The following is a 17,781-nucleotide window of genomic DNA, read 5'->3' on the forward strand; positions in this document are numbered from 1 at the left end:
ATAAGAGACAGCACCCCCACCCGCGTATTGCGCGCCGGTGAACAGGTCATGCTCGACACCACCCGCCTGGACGTCCTGGCCGTGTTCGACAACGGCACCACCGGCCGCCCCGAACTCACCATCGCCCTGGACGTGGCATCACGGTCTATCCTGGCCGCGGTCCTGCGGCCGGCCGGCACCAAGGCCGCGGACGCGGCGCTGCTGCTGGCCGAGATGGCCACCCCGCACCCCATGCGCCCCGGCTGGCCCGACTCCCTGCACCTCTCACGGGCCCCGGTGCCCTACGACCTCCTGCTGGACGCCGACACACGCCTGCACCACGCGGCCGCCCGGCCGGTGGCCGTGCCCGAGACGGCGGTCGTGGACCGGGGGCGGGTGTTCGTCTCCGCAGCCTTCCTGGCCGCCGCCGAGACCCTGGGTATCAGCGTCCAGCCCGCTCCCCCGCACCAGCCAGCCGCCAAGGGGCCTGTGGAGCGCACGTTCGGGTCGATCAACGCCCGGTGGTGAAGGGGTCGATCGTGACGCCGGGGCGTAGCCGGTAGACGGTGTGGCGCGAGGGGTACTTTCCGATGGTCAGTGCGATGACCCTCGCTGCTCCGGCCTCGCTGAGGAGGGTGCGGGCCCACTCGACGGACTTGCCTTCGGTGGTGAAGTCGTCGAAGACGATCACCGTCTTGCCTGCGATCTTCTTCTTGTAGGCCGGGTTGACTCGTACGGTGCGGGCCTGGGCGGCGATGGAGATGTCCCGGCCCGTCGACTGGCCGACGCTCCTCTTGTACCGCTCCAGGCTGGTGTCCGGGGCCTGGGCGACGCGTTCGAGAAGGTCCTCCTTGTAGGAGGAGCCGGTCATGTTCTTGGCGCGGTCCAGGAAGCCGGCGAGCTGCGGGTTGCCCTTGGCGGGCGTGCTGCTGGGGTACACGCAGAAGAAGCTCTGACCAGGCAGCGCACCATCGAGGTAGGCCGCACACAGAAGGTGCAGCATCAGGACATCGCGGGCGTCCTGGTCACCGACCTTGATGGTGTTCTCGTAGGTGAAGATGTCCTTGATCGTGAAGGTCCGGCCGCCGCCGCGGGGGAACCGCGCGTTGAAGGGCAGCATCGAGCGGATCGCCAAGGCACGGTCCTCGTCATCGAGATGGAACGCCCAGCTGGGCTCGTGCAGCAGGAAGTACTCCAGGAGCTCGATGACGTCGGCCGGCTCGTCGGACATCAGCGAGGTGATCTTCGCTCCCAGCCGGCTGGCCCAGCGAGCGTGGATGTGGACGACGCCGGCATGGATGCCTGTGTACCAGTCGAACTGCGAGGTCCCGATGAGGATGAGCTGGTTCATGCGAAGGCCGAGTCTGTCCGCGACCGCCTCCAGCCATGCCTTGTTTCCGCGCTTCGCCTTGTCCGGGATGTCGTCGCGGCACAGATGCAGGGCCGGTTCAGGAAGGCCTGCCGTGGCAAGTGCCGACTTGGCGTCCATCGGGTCGTTGGTCAGCAGCACCCACGCCACATCGCGTTATCGAGCCACCGCAGCAGTTCAGCGATCCCCTGGTGCGCGCGCCCGGGCCCGTGCAGGACTGCATTGTAGTCGATCGCGACCGCGCGCACCGTCTTCTTCTCGTCCATCGCCGCCCCCACTGCTGGCCGTGATCATGAATTGCCCCTCTTGCCATGATCCCAGCCGTTCTGGCCGTGCATCTGCGGATTCCGGATTCCCCAGCTTCGGATGCGGCGGCAGCCGGTGCCGGTGCGTCGTGGTGCGCGTGGGAGGCTCCCATCCCGCCTGCCATCGACCCAGGCAAGCCGAGCAGACACGGGTCCTGGCGTCCAGGTCGTTCGTGCAGTGGCGCGCTCCACCTGGACGCCAGGACCCGCGCCCGCTCCACGTACGTGTGGGTCGACGGCAGACGGGATGGGAGTCCGGGGCAGCGGTGGGTAGGGGCGTGGGGCAGCTGACCCTTTACACCCAAAAGTCGCTTCACCGACCTCGGTCTCGCCGTTGTCTGAGAGGCGGGCGCTACCTACGAGCCTCGTTCCGTTACGCGGCCCGGCAGGACTGGGACAAGATCTCGAAGGCCCTCAAGCCCGTCTACACCACCCCGACCTAGGACGCCGCAACCGAACGCTTCCTGGAGTTCCAGGAAGAATGGGGCTGGAAGTACCCGGCCATCGTGCGGCTCTGGGAGAACGCCTGGGCCGAGTTCGTGCCCTTCCTCCAGTTCGACACCGAGATACGGCGGATCGTCTGCACGACGAACGCCATCGAGTCCGTGAACGCACGGATCCGCAAGGCCGTCCGCGCCCGCGGGCACTTCCCCAACGAGCAGGCCGCCATCAAATGCGTCTACATGGCCATCATGAGCCTCGATCCCACCGGCCAGGGACGCAAACGCTGGACCCAGCGCTAGAAAGCGCAGGAGGCCCGCCAGGCAGTGCCTGGCGGGCCTCCTTGTTCACCACTGCGAACGACGCTCGGACTCTACGGCCGCCGCCCAGAAAGAATGCGCCTATAGGAATGTCTCGAAGTCATCAAGCGCATCCTGCGCCCGCCCTTCAAACCCCGGCACTCTGGCCATGCGTTTTACTTGCATCACGGTGCGAGGATTTCTGATCACTCCATGAATTCGCGCCAGATGCCCGAAGCAGGTGAGCGCGAGAAGTTTCACTTGATCGTCGAAGTCTCCATCGAGACAATCCAAGAGAACGCTCTCCACCCAAGCGCCGTCCGGGTCATCGAACGTCAAAGACAAGAGAGCCTGAGTCGCTTGATCGACCGAACCATGCGCAATGACGGCCAGCAGTTCAGTGCGCCACACTCGATCGAATGGTGCGGAATCTTGTGACGTCACCCCACTATCCTCCCTCTCCTGTCCACGAGACCCGCCCGCCTCAAGGCATTCTGCATGTCGATATGAAGATCATCCCATGAGCGGACGTGGCCGTGGTAAATGTCGTTCGTTCCGCCGCCGCCACACTCGCACGGCCGCTGGACCGTCCGATCCAAGACAACGATCTCACCATTTTCGACATCGGCCCCGACTCTCCGAGGAGAGGTCCCCTTTACTGGGACTGAATTATCCAGGGCAGCCTGGCCATTCTGAGGCTCAGCACTGTTTATCCCTCTGGAGCTTGAGCGGGCCGTAGCGCCATGCTTTCCACCAGCCTCATAGAGCGATCCTCCGCAGTTGTGAACAAGTACCGGAGTCTCGCCCGCCAGCACATAGTACGTGTGAAGGTCGGCGACAGTGAGGTTGTAGGTCTCGTTGATACCGGTGTAGGTACGTGTGGCGGTCACGGGTACGGTTGCGCCGTTGTCCGTGCGCAAGGTCATGCCGGGGCGGAGCTGGTCGGCGTTGAGCCATGCGTGCTCGGATTCCGACCAGAACGGGTGGTGACCCGTCGCCGTTATGTTCGCCGCACCCTCGGGGGTTGCCGCTGTGATGTCTACATAGGACTTGTCGTCCTTGGTGTAGATCGTGGCGGTGACATTCCTAGCCGCCGTTTCACCGGTTTCGGGGTTGGTCGCCAGTACGACGTCGTCGGATGTGAGCTCTTCGATCGGCTTGGTAGAGCCGTCGGCCATCTGGACCAGAGTTCCTGCGACGAAGCTGTTTGCGCAGGGCTTCCAGCGGGCCTTGCCTGCAATCGGCGCGGTTCCTATTCGGGATGCAAGACCTGCGCCAAATGCCTGTCCTATCAGTTCGCTGGCGGGCGCCTCGTAAAGCGGGCTGTCGACGTTCCTTCCGCTAAGGAGAGCTTCTACTGGCGTGTTACATGACAGAAAGTCGCAGTAGTGGCTGCTGAAGTACTCGACCTCTTCGATCGAGGCCCCGAACATGTACATCTTGTAGGCGACTTGCTTGGAGACGTCTCCACTGTTCGGGTCGTACTTGACTAGCATCTTGCGCAACTCTGCTTTTGCAGTGTTGGTGGTGTCCCTGATGGGCTTCTTGCCAGCGGCGTCCATTTTGACGGCACGGTCGTACGACTGCTGAGCCTGGCCGGCGACCCCCCATCCGTAGTGCGCGGCGTACTGGCGGTTGATGGAGTGCTGCCGCTGCACCGCCTTGTTTTCGGTGACGATGCGGTCGTAGTTCTTGCCCGTTCCGGTCGGCTTCGTACCGCGGTTGGTGCACGTGTACATGCCGCTGGCGCACTCTTCGAGTGCCAGGCCCGACGGGTCCCAGTTGGTGATGGGGTTGCCGTTGGAGTACGTGTAACCGTTCATCTGGAGCGGGTCGGTGATGTCGATGACCGGGTCGACCGAGATGAAGCGGCCGGTGCTCGGGTCGTACTCGCGGGCTCCGATGTGGGTCAGGCCGGTGCTGGAGTCGTCGACGCCGGTGCCGAGGAAGGTCCGGTCTCCGGGCCAGTTTCCGGCCTCCGCCCCGCGGACGTTGCCGTACGGGTCGAACTTGCGGCGGGTGACCTGCTGGCCGGCGGCCTGGTCGATCGAGGCCGTCGCCGTGTTGTGGTGGTCGGACAGGAGGAAGCTGAGCTTGTGGCCGGTTCCCTTTCCGTCTGTGCGGCGCGTGGTGACGCCGCCGGGTCCGCTGTAGTAGCGGACGGCGTCGATGGCCTGGCCGGCCTTGTCGACGGTGACCACTGCCTCGCCGAGGTAGAGGGTGCGCGTAGTGGCGGTTTCCTCGATGAGGCGGTTGCCGGAGGCGTCGTAGAGGTAGGTGGTGGTGCTGTCGAACGTCCACTGCTGGTTCGTCCCGCCGTTGCACGTGTAGACCAGCAGGTCGGTGCCGTCGGTGGTGTCGCCGCCGGGGACGTCGACGCAGGCGTTCGCCGCCTGGTTGTAGAGCGTCTTGTCACCGGGACGGTAGACGAACTTCTGCTTGTCGCTTCCGTCACAGGCGGTGATATGGGCTTGCCCGTTGTCTGCGGTGAGGCACTTTCCGAGGGCGCGGACGGTGTTGTCCGTCAGGCGCCACTGCTGGGCCTTGACGTTCTTGCAGGACCACAGCTGGACGCGGGTGCCGTCCGCCGTGCTGCCGCCTTCGACGTCGAGGCACTTGCCGGACAGGCCTATGACGGAGACCGCGCCGATTCCGGGGCTGCTCGCCGAGACGAGCTTGTTGCGCCGGTCCCAGTTCAGGGTCTGCGTGTCGCCGCCGATGCGCCGGCTCTTGGTGTTGCCCGCCGCGTCGTATTCGTAGGCCGAGAGGGAATTGACGGTGGAGGTGGCGGTCCTGGTGGTCTTCTCCGCCTTGGTCAGGGCGTGCGGCTGGGTGGTGGTCGGCGGCTGGGTGCCGTTGCCCGCGACCGGTACGCCGTAGGTGTACTTGGTTTCGTCGTCCAGCGCCCCGTTGGTCAGGTCGCGGTCGATGAGCTTGGTGCGGTTGCCGATGGCATCGAACTGGTACTCGTACCAGTAGCCGTCGCCGTCCGGCCCCGCGGTGACCTCGGTCGTGCTCGGGGCGGGGCAGTTCGGGCTTTTCGCCGTCCACGCCTTGGTCAGCTGCCCCATCGCGTCGTACGTGAAGCACTGGCGGTCCACCCGGCCGCCCGCCTGGGTGTCGGTGATGGACGTCGGGTTGCCGACGGTGTCGTAGGTGTAGGAGAGGGCGGAGATCCGGTTGGGGTTGGCGGTCTCGCGGTCGCTGATGGACTGCTCGACACGGCTGGTGTTGCGGTTGTAGAGGGTGGTCGTCCACACCCGGTTGGGGGCGTTGCCCGAGGCAGTGCGCAGCACCTGTCCGTAGGGGCTGTAGACGACGTCGGAGGTGTACCAGGACAGGCCGGAGAAGCTCTTGGCCATGCCCTCCGCGTCGTACCGCGTGATCAGCTTTTCGGCTGCCAGGCCGCCCGGCGTGGCCGGTACGGTCGTCGACTGGACCTGGCCGCGGGGGGTGTAGGTGGTGGTGTAGGCGTAGGTGCCGGCGAGGCCCTTCGTCGAGGGCACCTCCGGAATCGTGGTCTTCGTTCCGGTGGGGCGGTACTCGGTGTCGTACCCGGTGACCTCGCTCTTGAAGGCGGCGATGCCCTCGAAGCGGGTGGAGGCGACGGGAAGTCCCTTGGCGCCGGGCAGCGAGTCGAACGTCCAGGAGGCGATCAGCGGGCCGTCGGCGGCGTTGTCACGCAGCTCCGTCGCGCGGCCGAGTACGTCGTACGTGGTGAACTGGGTGCGCCCGGAGGAGTCGGTGGTGGAGACCTTCTGGTCGAGGTTGTTGTAGGTGAAGGTCGACTTGCCGGTGTCGGGGTCGTCGGATGAGGTCATGCGGCCGCGGCCGTCGTAGGCGTATGCCCACTTGTTGCCGGCGGCGTCGGTGACGGTGGCGAGCTTGCCACGCTGGTTGTAGGTGTACTTGGTGTCGGTCGACGTGGTCAGGTCGGTGGCCGTGTAGTGCTGGATCAGCGTGGTCCGTCCGGCGCCGTCCGTCCACGTCTTGGCCGCGCGGCTGCCGGGGAGCGGTGTGGTGCCGTCCGCGGACATGCCGGTGCGGGAGAGGGCCCAGTCACCGCCGTACTCGTTGGTGGTGGAGTTCTGTGCTACGTCGGCGTGCAGGGTGGTCGTGCGGACCGGGCGGCCGAGGCCGTCGTACGCCGTCTTCGTGGAGTTCGGGACCTGGTAGACCGACTCGGGCACGAAGATCTTGCCGTCGGGGCTGCCTTCGGCGGCGTATGCGTTGTTGGTCTGGCGGACGGTTCCGTTCGCGTTGTAGAAGGTGTCGGTGACCAGCCGGCCGCCGCCCACGGCCTCGGCCTGGGTCTGGCGGGGCCGGAGCCGGCCGTCGTGGATCGCGACCGAGGTGGCGTACGTGTCGTTGTCGCGCAGCGTCTTGCTGGTGACGACCGGGGCCTGGTGTTCCTCGATCCGGTACTCGTAGGCCTGTGCCGGCTTGTCGGTGGTCTTCTGGGAGGGGGTCCACACGCCGGTGGTCCGGCCCAGGTTGTCGTAGGCCACTGTTGTCTTGCGCCCGTTGGCGTCGGTGGCCTGCACAGCGCTGCCGCGCCCGGGGTCGGCCTTGACGGTGGACGAGTGGCCCAGGGGGTTCGTCGTCTTCGTGCTGAACGGCACGCCCGTGGCGGGGGTGAACGTGGTGGTGGTGGCGTTGCCCGAGGCGTCTTGGACCTTGACGGTCCTGCCCAGGGAGTCGTACTCGGTGCGGGCCGTGGTCACCCAGCCGGTGCCGGTGGCGTCGGCGCTGTCCACCTGGAACGGCAGGCCCTTGACGGGCGCGGTCCCGAAGGCGTTGAGCGCGTCGTAGGAGGTGCGCAGGTCGGAGAGCATCGCCGCGCTGGCCGCCTGGCTGCACTCTCCTGCGGTCACCCGGACTCGCTGGGGCAGGCCGATCAGGTAGGCGGCGGTGTTGTGCACGTAGGTGGTGACCGTGCAGTTCTGCTCGACCAGGACGGAGCCGGTGCTGCCGCCCTCGGTGCGTGCTTCTGTCTGTGCGGACTGCAACAGGCCGTAGGTGGGCTCGAAGGTGTTGAGGGAACGGCCCACCCGGACCCGGCCGCCACTGATCGGCTGGATCGTGTCGGTCCGTGCGGTGTTGATGCGGTAGGCCTCGAGCGGGGTGGTGCCGTCCCGCGGACGGGTCGCGGTCTTCTGGCTCCAGGGCCAGTTCAGGACCCGCTTGTCGACCGTGCCGCCGGCCTTCGAGTACGTGATCTCCTCGGCCGTGCGGCCCTGGTAGTGGGGGAGGTCTTCGCCGAGCGTCTCGTTGCCGGTGGAGTCCTTGACGGTGACCTTCGCGCGTCCGGCGTCGCCTGACATGCCCCGGAAGTAGCGGGTACGGGACTGGGTCTCCTCGGTCGCGTCGGCCTTGCCGGCGTTCGCCGTCGTGCCGCTCTTGACCATGACGGAGGCGTAGCCGCGCCACATGTTGTACGTGCGCAGTTCCGGCTTGGTGAACTCGTCGGAGTCCTTGGCCCAGGCCGCGTCGCCTTCATAGGTGTAGGTGGTGACCTGGTCGGGCTGGCGGGCCACCCGGTCCTTCTCGACCACGCGGTCGACGACGTACTTGTTGAACCAGGCGATCGGAGGTGTCTCCGCCTCGCTGTCCGGTGACCAGTGGACCGGGTAGCAGCGGGAGGTGTTCTCCTCCGGCTTGGGGCGCGTGGTGCCGAGCGGGCAGGGGTCCGAGTAGTCGACGTAGATCTCACCGCCGGTCTCGCTGCGGATGGTCTCCACGCGCAGACGGTCGAAGTCCGGGGTCGGGTCGTTGGTACCGGTGGCGACCCGGTTGGGCATGTCCTGGACGTTTGCCAGGAACGAAACCGGGGGCAGCGAGGTGCTCAGCTGGTTGCCGGCGCTGTCCTTGGCGGTGCCGAAGCCGGTGCGGGTGATCGACTCCAGCCACAGCGGCGGGTGCGTGTCGGTGCGCTGCTTGGGGAAGGACTGGGCCAGGGTCCACCGGTCGACGAGCGACAGGGCGGTGGAGCCCTCCGTGCGCTGGGCGTAGGTGGTGACCGCAGTCAGGCGCTTGCGCGTCCAGAAGCTCGGAGCGGTGGAGAAGCACTCCTTGGCGTCCGCCTTGCAGTGCAGGGTGGACGGGGTGTCCCACCACGGCTGCTTGTCAGAGTAGTTCTTCGATTCGAACTCGGTGTCGGAGCACTTCGCGGTGCCCTCCTTGATGCAGCGCTCCTCCACGGTGAACTCGACCTTGGCGCCGGGCGCGCCGCTGAGGTTGTCTGCGCGCAGGCCGTAGGAGATCTGGGACGGGTAGCCGCCGCGGGTGTAGGCCGCCTTCGTAGTCGTTTTGTCGTTCTTGGCGTAGTGGTTGGTTTCCTTCTTCCAGTCGATGACCATGGCATTGCCGTGGATGTCCTCGACGTAGTCGAGGTTCCACCGCCAGGCCTGCTGGCAGGAGGAGTCGGCGAAGGCCGCCTGGTGGCACGGCTCGCCGGCATGGTTGCCGAAGACCGGGACGGTGAAGACGGAGTCGGTCACGGCGCGGGTGCCTGCGCCGTCGACGTCGTGGCGGCCGAAGAAGTAGCGCGTGCCGTTCGGCGTGGTGACGACCCAGTACTCGCCGTCCTTGGCGCCGTTGGCGATCGCCGTGTCGGTCTTGCGCTCGACCCGGGATCCGTCGTCGCCCGCGGGGACCCACTGGCCGGTGGCGGCGTCACGGACGAGCTCGGTGCTGTTCCCGCCGAGCGACATCACCATGTTGTCGCCGGCCCAGCAGAGGTCGCCCTTCTTCTTGTCCGTGGCGTTGTCGTTGTTGGGCTGGCTGGGTGTCGCCTTGAGGTCGTCGGAGCAGGTGCGGTAGCGGCGCTCGATGAAGCCGGGGGTGTAGTCCCAGCCGTCGCCGATCCAGGATGCCTGGCTGTTCGCGACGGACGTCTTGCCGTCGACAGACTGCGACGAGTAGGTGAAATCGATCTTCGGCGCGGGGCCGGCTGCCGGGGCCGGGATCCCGAGGGGGTAGGTCCAGGAGAAGCCGCCGCTGCTGCCTCCGGCCGACCAGCTGGCGGAGGCCGCGAGCGGGGTCGCCGTGTAGGTTCCGCCCGCGCCCGAGGCCGAGTCCGAGGCGGCGAGGAGCATCGGCCCGCCGCCGACCGCCATCGTGCGCATGCCCTGGCCGGGCGCGGTGGCCGGGTCGACGGTGGCCCGGACCGTTCCGGTAGCCGGGTCGTTTGTGCTGGGCACGGCCTGCGCTGTGGAGCACTCGGGAAGGTCCGGGGTGCTCAGGAAGCACTCCGGGAACATCTTGAGCTCCAGGCGGGAGGACCACTCGGTGCCGAACAGGTCCTTGAACTGCTTGTAGTCCAGTTGGACGTCCACCGGTGTGGGGGCATCCGCAGGCGGTGTGACCTTGATGAGTGCGCCGTCGACGTTCGCCGCCTCGGTCGCGGTACGGGCCTCGACCGCCACCGACCAGGTGCCTGACGGAGTCGGCGGCGCCGGGTTGCTCTCGGTCGGCGAGGCCTTGCCGATGCTGACCGGCAGCGACCCTGCCTGGACGAGTTGGTCCCCGCTCAAGGCGACGCTCGCCGTGCCTGCGGCTGGCGGAGTGACCTTCGACGGCTCGTACCCGGCCGGTGGCTGGGCGGGTGCTCCGGCCCATCCTTCGAGCTTGGCTGCCTCGACCTGGTCGAGTTTGGCCTTGAGGTCTTCTTGAAGGCCCGGGAGCTGGACGCCGGTGCGGTCGCCCGGTGGCGCCGCCCAGGCCTGGATGGGCAGAAGAGATGCGACCAGCATCACGGACACGGTGATGCCGGTACGCCCGGCCAGGCGCGCGCGTAGAGCGCGAGCCTGTCTGTTTCCGGGCAGGCGAAAACTGTCCGCCGACAACGGCGACATGTTGGGACCCCCACGCTCTGCCGTCGCCGCAGCAGCGCGCGCACGGCAGGAGACTGACAAATTGCCAGCTGATTCTGTGGCCCCTGAAACGGAAACACCACCAAACATTGCCCCCATGTGGTCTTAATCACTTTACCGTCAGCAAATCTCGGGACAACTGATCTAAAAGGTAGAAACAGGGCGCCTCCGTGGTCCGTCCAGGAGTGACGATCGGCCTCGGATGGCTCATGCTCAGCTCGCACGCCCATCGCGTGGGGAAACGAGCGGTGAGCACACCGTTCACACTGCGGGGCAGTGCCCGAACCACCAATGAGCACCCAGGGCTGCGAACGCACGCGCCCCAGGGGGGAGAAAAAGAACCATGGCTGTGAGCCAATCCGTGGACGAGAGTCCCCCCGCAGCCGATGCGGAAAGGCAAAATCCTGCCCCGACTCAGCCTTGGTACAGGCGGCGCAAGACCCTGGGCGGGCTGGCTGCTCTGCTCGCCGTGGCCGTGGCTGTCCCTGTCGGCGTGCAGCTGAGCGGGAGCCAGAAGCCCGCAAAGACACCGGGCAACGACGGCAGCAGCACCCTTCTAGCAGCGCCCGAGGCCCGGAATCTGGCGGCGAAAAGCGGCAAGGATGTGGAGGTCACCGCCGAGCGCAGCTCCAACACCACCACCTGGGCACTGCCTGACGGCACCTTCAAGAAGCGCGTTTCCAGCTCCGCGGTCCGCGCGCGCGTGGGCGGCCAGTGGAAGCCGGTCGACACCCGTCTGGAGCGGGTGGACGGCGGCTACGCGGCCAAGGCGGTCAACGGCCGAGTGGTCTTCAGTGCCGGATCCGCAAACCAGGGCGAGGGCGAGGGGCGCGCCTCGCGCAGCGTGATGCGTACCGCCCTGATCCAGGATGTGCCGGGGCAGGTGTGGAGCGAGCTGGTCCGCCTCAACACCGACGGCCACGAAATGGTCATCAGCTGGCCGGGCGTACTGCCCGCGCCAGTCGTCGAGGGGCCCAGGGCCCTGTACGAGAACGTCCGGCCCGGCATCGACCTGCTCATGACGGCCCAGGACGGCGGCTACTCGCAGCTGCTGGTGGTCAAGGACAGGCAGGCCGCCGCCGACCCTCTGCTGGGCGAGCTGAACTCCCGCCTGTCCTCGCCTGATCTCACCTTCCAGCTGGACGCGGAGTCGGGCGCGCTCAGCGCCCGCAACGACAAGGGCGAGGAGATAGCCGGCGCGCCGTCACCCCTGATGTGGGACTCGTCCGGCAAGGTCGCCGCCACCGACGGCATCCCGGACTGGAAACCGGGTCCCGCCGCCGAGCAGCACCCCACACTCGGTCTGCCGGGAATCGCCGGGGCCGAGGGCGCCCACATCGCAGTGGCCAAGGCGGCCTTCGCCGACGGAACGCTGTCGCTGAAGCCGGACACCGCACTGCTCAACGCCACGGACACCGTCTATCCCGTATTCGTGGACCCCTCGTTCAAGGGGCACAAGCAGTCCTGGTCGCTGCTCTACAAGACGGCCGGCAGCTCCAGCTTCTACAATGGTCAGAACTACAACGCGAGCGGCACCAACGAAGCCCGCGTGGGATACGAATCCACCAGCGGCGGAACATCCCGGTCCGTCTTCAACTTCGACTTCGGCAGCGAGCTCCACGGGACCGGCATCCTCTCCGCCAGCGTCCGCGCCCTGCAGACCTACTCGTGGTCCTGCGACCGCAAGATCATGGACATCTACTCGACACCGTACGTAACGTCGTCGAGCACGTGGAACAACACCACAGGCTGGTGGACCAAGAAGGTCGCCACTGAGAACGCGGGCTACGGCTACAACAGCTCCTGCCCCGACAACTGGATCGCACCCGACATCAAGGGACTGGTGACCGAGGCCGCCAACAGCCGCTGGAGCGCGCTCTCACTGGGCTTCAAGGCCCCGGACGAATCAGACTCGTACTACTGGAAGAAGCTCCTCGCCAACGGCGAGAGCGCCCCCTACCTGGAAATCGTCTACAACAATCCTCCGGACGTCCCGGTCGCCGCGAACATGAGCACATCCCCCGGCGGGGCGTGCCTGACCAGTGGAAACGGTACGAGCATCGGCAAGACGAACGTAACCTTCCAGGTCAAGGGAGCCGACCGCGACGGCAACCTCAATCAGCTCCAGATCGAGGTCTGGGACGCGGTCAGCGGCCAGGGCATCTATAGCGAGTGGATCCCCGTCAACAGCGACGGCGTGATCACCCGCGAAGTGGGCTGGGACAAGTTCACCTCGGGCAGGAAGTACTACTGGCTCTCCCGCGCGGTCGACTGGGACGGGTCGGGATCCCCCGGCAGCGGGCCGGCAGACTCCGGAGGCGGCGGCTGGTGCACCTTCACGGTTGACCACACCGCACCCGCCAGCCCCGCCGTCAGGTCCACCGACTTCCCCGGGCCCGGCCCTGACGCCGCCGAATGGAGCGTGAACCCGGCGGGCACGAAGGACCAGGTCATCGAGTTTCGTGGCAACGGCACCCCGGCCACAGACATCCGCGAGTACCAGTGGAGCCTGAACCGCCCCCTCTACGACCAGAAGATCGCTCCCGTAGACAACGACCTCGCACAGCTCAAGCTGCAGGTCGACGTTGCGGGCCCCAACATCCTCTACGTCCGTACGGTCAACAAGGCCGGGAACATCTCGGTGCCGAGCGAGTACCTCTTCTACGTGCGGCCGCGGGCAGGCATCGACAAGCCCGGCGACGTCACAGGCGACGGATTCCCCGACCTCCTCGCCATCGACGCGGCAGGAAACCTGCGCACCTACGCCGGCGACCAGAAGGGCGACACCGACGCCTACATCCCCGGCGCCGTCCAAAACGGCAAGCCCGTCGCCAACGGCTACTGGAAAGACCCTGCCACCGGAAAGCCCGCGCTCATCGGGCACTCCACCGACTGGCTCCCCGGCGACGGCATCACCGACCTGATCGCCCGCATGCCCGACGGCAAGATGTACATCTACCCCGGCACCGGCACCGGCCAGTTCGACGTCGGCCGCCGAACCGAAATCATCCTCCCGCTCAACGCCCCGGACCCCGCCACCTTCCGGCAGATCGTCGTGACCGAAGACGCCGACGGCGACGGGCTCGCAGACATGTTCGCCCTCGACGCCGACGGGTTCTGGTTCCTCTCCGGCTACACCGGCTCCAGCTTCTCCTCCTACCGCCACCTGGCCACAGGCTGGGCCGCCCGCGACATCGTCGGGATCCGCGACATCTCCGGCGACAAGGTCCCCGACCTGCTGTTCCGCGACAACTCCAACCCCGACCGCACCCTGGCCCTGCGCAAGGGCAAGGCAGGCACCAACGGCGGCGCAGACATCACCTCACTGCAGTCCGCAACCAACTCCAACGGCGGCACCGACCTCACCTACGCCACCACCGGTTGGGGCAGGACAACCTTCCCCCAGATCCTCGGCACCCCGGACGCAACAGGCGACGGGATCCCCGACATCTGGGCCGTGAACGCCAGCAACGGCTACCAATACCTCTACAACGGAGGCACCGCCTCCATCGGCGGCGCCATCGGCCGCGACGAAGACGGCTGGAACACCTTCCTCACCATCGGATAACCCAACCACCACAACACCCACACGGCGGCCGACCCGGACACCCACCCGGGCCGGCCGCCCCTTTACATACCGAAAACCAAAGATCAGCTACCTCAAGCCGCCATGACCCTAAAGGCGTGCTCTGTGATCGCCGCGGAGCAACCGACGGGGCACGGAAGAAGGTGTCCACAACAAAGGCGACGCAAGGCTCACGCCCGGCAATGTCAACGACGCCACCGCATTCGCCTACTCCAGCTCGGCGATCCGCCACCTGCTACGGCGTCGGGGTATCGCTGCCACGGCCCCGAACGCCGTAACTAGTGCCGCATCAGGCAACGTTCGCCCTGTTGACTACCTCGCGTAGCCGCTCGTCGGCTGCGTGTTTGTTCCGCCAGATGATGTAGCGGCGGATCATGCTGCCCTGTTCCTTGTGGCTGGCGTGGTCGGTGCCGTCCAGCGCGAAGTAGCGCAGGGCGGTGAACTGGGCCTCGATGCGGTTCAGCCAGGAACTGTTGGTCGGCGTGTAGGCGAACTCGACGTTGCTGGCCGCGGCCCAGTCGCCGACTCGGGTGTCCTTCCGCGTGGTCAGGTGCGGGGAGAAAAGACCTCCATGGGCAAGCCGAACCGGCCGCGCACGGTTTGGAATTCGCTTCCGTCGGGGCGGACGGCGCGGACGACCCGGCCATCCTCGTCGTAGGAGAAGGTGGTGGTATGGCCCAGCGGGTCGGTGCGGGTCAGCAAGTTGCCGCGCGGGTCATAGGTGTAGCGGGTCGTGTGGCCGAGTGGATCGGTGACAGCCAGGGGGCGACAGCCGGGGCCGAACAGGTAACGGGTCGTGTGGCCGTCAGCGGTGGTGAGCGTGGTGGTGTGGTGCCCTGTCTCCGGGTCCCGCTCGGTGTACGTCAAAGTGATCTGGACGTGGCCTGCTTCGCCGCCCTCCCCCACGACGCGGTTGTGGTCGTCGTAGACATATTCGTAGCGGCTTCCGTTGGAGTCGACCCACGCGGTCACACGACGGCGGTCGTCGTAGACGAAGGCGGTGGTGGCACCCGACGGCTTACTTACCGTCGTGAGGTTTCCATCCTGGTAGCTGTAGTTCATCAGGGAAAGATCCGCGCCATCCTCGCCTGCGTCGGCGAGGGACAGGGCGGTGACCAAGCCTTCGGTGATGGACAGCCTCAAATGGTGGCCTGCAGAGTGGACCAAGGCGAGCGGCAGGCCGTCCTCACTGCGGTCGATGGTGATGGTGTGGCCGTTACGCTCGGATATCTCGGAAAGCCAGGCTTCGCCGTCGCCTCCCGGTTCGCTGCCAGCCGGGGCGGTGAAGTGAAAAGTCAGCGCCGGCGAGGTCGTGGATCCGGTCGGCGAGCTGGCTGTCGGGGCGGCAGATGAGTCCGCCGTCGTGCTGTTCGGCGAGGCGTTCGATCTCGGCGGCCAGGGATCCGGTGGGCACGGGGGCGATGTCCTGGTGGTGCCGTGCGGAGCCGGTGAAGGACTCCAGGACCTCGATGAACTTCTCCGAGTAGCTGTCATCGAAGAGCCTCTCCATCTGGCGCCTCCAGAACCTGGCCTCGCGGAGGTCGCCGCCACTGAGGTGGTGCAGGTGCAGGCAGTACGCGGCGCCGCTGTGGCCGGCACCGGCGGCCAGTTGCCACCAGAACCTTGCGCTCTCGGGATGGTGGGTCAGGTAGAGCGCGCAGGCGAAAACCTGGACGCCGTCGATGTCGACGTCGTCGGTCCACCCGTCGAAGCCGGGTGCCATCGGGTCGCCGATGATCGCGGTGAGGTCCCTGACATGGGTGCTCGCTCCGACCTGCTTCAGCGTCAGGCGGGCGAATACCTCCAGTTGCCGGCGGGCGCGAGACGCGCGGCGTACTTCCGGCGCGGGCTGGACGTAGCCGGCCTCTTCGGCCAGGGCCCGCAGTCCGGCGGCGACGTCGAAAGCACGGCGCGGCTCGCCACTGCCGGCCTCGGCAAGGCGCTTCTCCCAGGTGCTCACAGTGTGTCCTCCTGCTTCTGCTTCGTGGCGCGGCGGTAGACCGGGGAGAGGCGCTCCCGGGCCTTGCGGCAGTGGTAGTCGACGGTGCTGGGCGTGACGCCCATGTACCAGCTGATGCGCTTGGTGTCGTACTTGGCGATGTAGCGCAGGACGATCACGTCAAACTGACGCGGGGCAGGTTCCCGAGTGCCTTGTAGAGGCCGAGCCCGCTGTCCATCACCGTGAGCTGGTCGCGGAAGCCGAGCAGGGATTCACCGTGCGCCGCATGATCGCCCAGGTCTGTCCTTGCAGGTCGCTCTCCGCCAGCAGGGCGTTCCAGTGCCGCAGGATCTCCAGGAAGGCGCGGTGCACCGCTTTCTCGGCGAGGTCGTTGGTGCCGAGGAAGGCGAGGGCGTACGCGTGGAACGCCTCCTGGTTGGTGAGGTAATGCGCCTCGAACTCCAGCGGCAGCGGGAGCGGGGCCTCGGCCACAGGGCTGCGGCCGTCCTCCTCACGGACATCGTCGATCATGAGTCCTCTTCGTTGAGGGCCGGAAGGTGATGCGGCGCGAGTGCGCCGGTTCGCGTTCACTCAACCGGCGCTGAGGGCCGAACACGCATGCGCCCAACGAATGTCACGCACGGAAAGATGTTCGATGCAGACAGTGATGTGCGAGCGGGCGCCAAGTGGGGGATGACCTGCCCTTTTGGGTGACACTTCATGGCATGACACCGACAGGATGTCTAACCGGAGTGGCGCACCTCACAAACAGTGGGCAAGGGTTCACTGTCTGTTTCCCGCCAAGGCGTGGCCGATTCCGTCACCCGTACGCACTGCACACGCCTGAAGTGGGACGCCCTGTACAGCGGCATGGAAGCGCCGCAATCGAGCGGAGCCGGCGCACTGTCCGAAACGACGTCGGGTTCGGGAAATGGGCGGCGGCTGAGCTCGCACGGCGGTCGCTTTGCCCCGCCGCGCTCCCCAGTCTCAGTCCACGACGTACGCCTTCTCCATCACCATGAAGGGCGCGTCGGCCAGGCCCTTGATGTACGGACCGCGCCAGAGCACACGGTGCTCCTGAATGCTGGGGTACCACTGACGGACCTTGTGCATCCGTACCGTCCAACGGTGCTGGTACACCCGGCTCGTCCCTCCGTTCTCGGCCGAGCGCTGCGCGGACAACTGCGCCCCCACTCCTCGTCGACCAGATCGACCAGGAGGTGCCCGGCCGTACGGGCGGCTTCTTCCAGCGCGGCGCGGACGGCCTCGGTGACCAGTTCCAGCCGGGTCAGATCGCGCACCGCGGCCAGGACGTGGGTGGAGTCTGTGCGCTGGGTGGTGCGCTCGCGTACGAAGCCGGCCTCCTTCAGGCGTGCGAGTGCGAGGTCGAGGAGGCGGTCGGCGCGGTCGTCCCGGGTGAGGCGCTCGCGGAAGTCGGCCAGCACGCTGTGGTGGAAGGCTGGGTCGTCCAGCTCCATGGCCAGGGCGTACTTGAAATCGATGCGGCAGCGAACCGCCTCGGCCGCCTGCCGGTCCGACAGGCCGAGCAGGAACTGCAGCACAAGACGATGGCCAGCTGGGCGGGTGAGATGCCGGGGCGGCCGTCGCGCGGGTACCAGTCGGCGAAGTCCTCGTCGCACCACAACCCGTCGAGGCGGTCTCTTAATCGCTGTCGTACCGCCCAGGTTGCTCGCCCGCGCCATCTGCACGGTCAGAGAAGGGACTTGCTCACCAGAACGGGCACGCAGTGACAACAGGCACCTCGACAACCGCATCAGCCTTCGGAACTGCCCTGAACATGCCCGCAGATCACGCTGTCGCGCCGGGAGATTCCAAGATCCCCGACAGAGTCAAGCTAGGCCCCTAGGCAGTGTCTGACAAATGATCATCTGGCTGGTTCGCGGAGCCAGAGGATCAGCGAGGCCAGCACGACTCCGGCGCGGTAGCGGTCGGCGAGCTTGTCGTACCTGGTCGCGATCGCGCGGAACT

The 17,781-nt window shown here is 66.8% G+C and carries 9 protein-coding genes and 6 pseudogenes; 3 read left to right on the plus strand and 12 right to left on the minus strand.

What is annotated here, in order from left to right:
• Nucleotides 1-495, plus strand: a pseudogene (locus tag HYE82_RS21810) (transposase); the annotation flags it as partial.
• Here the strand turns inward: HYE82_RS21810 and HYE82_RS21815 are convergent.
• On the minus strand, nt 491-1,489 hold the full coding sequence (locus HYE82_RS21815) for a phosphoribosyltransferase (RefSeq protein ID WP_179175821.1): 999 nt from the start codon (nt 1,487-1,489) through the stop codon (nt 491-493). The pseudogene HYE82_RS21810 and the gene HYE82_RS21815 sit on opposite strands and share 5 nt — an antisense overlap.
• A complete protein-coding gene (locus HYE82_RS38305; protein ID WP_256987515.1) occupies nt 1,480-1,614 on the minus strand; it encodes a hypothetical protein in 135 nt (44 codons plus the stop codon). The genes HYE82_RS21815 and HYE82_RS38305 overlap by 10 nt, the downstream gene beginning before the upstream one ends.
• A gap of 395 nt (nt 1,615-2,009) precedes the next feature.
• On the opposite strand from HYE82_RS38305, the pseudogene HYE82_RS21820 reads away from it, so the two are divergent.
• Nucleotides 2,010-2,384 (plus strand): annotated as a pseudogene (locus HYE82_RS21820) (transposase); the annotation flags it as partial.
• 111 nt (nt 2,385-2,495) lie between these two features.
• Here the strand turns inward: HYE82_RS21820 and HYE82_RS21825 are convergent.
• Together HYE82_RS21825 and HYE82_RS21830 are read right to left on the minus strand one after the other, a co-directional pair.
• A complete protein-coding gene (locus HYE82_RS21825; RefSeq protein WP_179175822.1) occupies nt 2,496-2,837 on the minus strand; it encodes a hypothetical protein in 342 nt (113 codons plus the stop codon).
• The gene (locus HYE82_RS21830; RefSeq protein WP_179175823.1) at nt 2,834-10,147 is read right to left on the minus strand and encodes a ricin-type beta-trefoil lectin domain protein; all 7,314 of its coding nucleotides are present in this window, start codon (nt 10,145-10,147) and stop codon (nt 2,834-2,836) included. The genes HYE82_RS21825 and HYE82_RS21830 overlap by 4 nt, the downstream gene beginning before the upstream one ends.
• A 595-nt stretch (nt 10,148-10,742) precedes the next feature.
• On the opposite strand from HYE82_RS21830, the gene HYE82_RS21835 reads away from it, so the two are divergent.
• The gene (locus HYE82_RS21835; RefSeq protein ID WP_179175824.1) at nt 10,743-13,835 is read left to right on the plus strand and encodes a DNRLRE domain-containing protein; all 3,093 of its coding nucleotides are present in this window, start codon (nt 10,743-10,745) and stop codon (nt 13,833-13,835) included.
• A 307-nt stretch (nt 13,836-14,142) separates the two neighbouring features.
• Here HYE82_RS21835 and HYE82_RS39040 read toward each other — a convergent pair.
• The 8 genes and pseudogenes from HYE82_RS39040 to HYE82_RS21860 all read right to left on the minus strand — a co-directional run.
• A pseudogene (locus tag HYE82_RS39040) lies at nt 14,143-14,415 on the minus strand (IS630 family transposase); the annotation flags it as partial.
• Between the two features lie 44 nt (nt 14,416-14,459).
• Nucleotides 14,460-15,143, minus strand: a pseudogene (locus tag HYE82_RS21840) (type IV secretion protein Rhs); the annotation flags it as partial.
• Nucleotides 15,070-15,813 (minus strand): hypothetical protein, encoded by a 744-nt coding sequence (locus HYE82_RS38310; protein ID WP_256987516.1) that lies wholly within the window; start codon nt 15,811-15,813, stop codon nt 15,070-15,072. The pseudogene HYE82_RS21840 and the gene HYE82_RS38310, both read right to left, overlap by 74 nt.
• Complete coding sequence (locus tag HYE82_RS38315) at nt 15,810-15,971, minus strand: hypothetical protein (RefSeq protein ID WP_309144402.1); 162 nt, start codon at nt 15,969-15,971, stop codon at nt 15,810-15,812. Before HYE82_RS38315 ends, HYE82_RS38310 begins: the two co-directional genes overlap by 4 nt.
• A gap of 58 nt (nt 15,972-16,029) precedes the next feature.
• Entirely contained in the window at nt 16,030-16,323 is a 294-nt protein-coding gene (locus HYE82_RS38320; RefSeq protein WP_256987517.1) for a hypothetical protein, read from the minus strand.
• Between the two features lie 456 nt (nt 16,324-16,779).
• Nucleotides 16,780-16,932 carry a hypothetical protein gene (locus tag HYE82_RS39345; RefSeq protein WP_179175820.1) on the minus strand — a complete coding sequence of 51 codons (153 nt, stop codon included), beginning with the start codon at nt 16,930-16,932 and terminating at the stop codon, nt 16,780-16,782.
• 308 nt (nt 16,933-17,240) lie between these two features.
• A pseudogene (locus tag HYE82_RS39350) lies at nt 17,241-17,567 on the minus strand (transposase); the annotation flags it as partial.
• Between the two features lie 88 nt (nt 17,568-17,655).
• Nucleotides 17,656-17,781, minus strand: a pseudogene (locus tag HYE82_RS21860) (IS5/IS1182 family transposase); the annotation flags it as partial.

It is taken from the genome of Streptomyces sp. BR123, from assembly GCF_013401435.1.
In the GTDB taxonomy this organism is placed as follows: domain Bacteria; phylum Actinomycetota; class Actinomycetes; order Streptomycetales; family Streptomycetaceae; genus Streptomyces.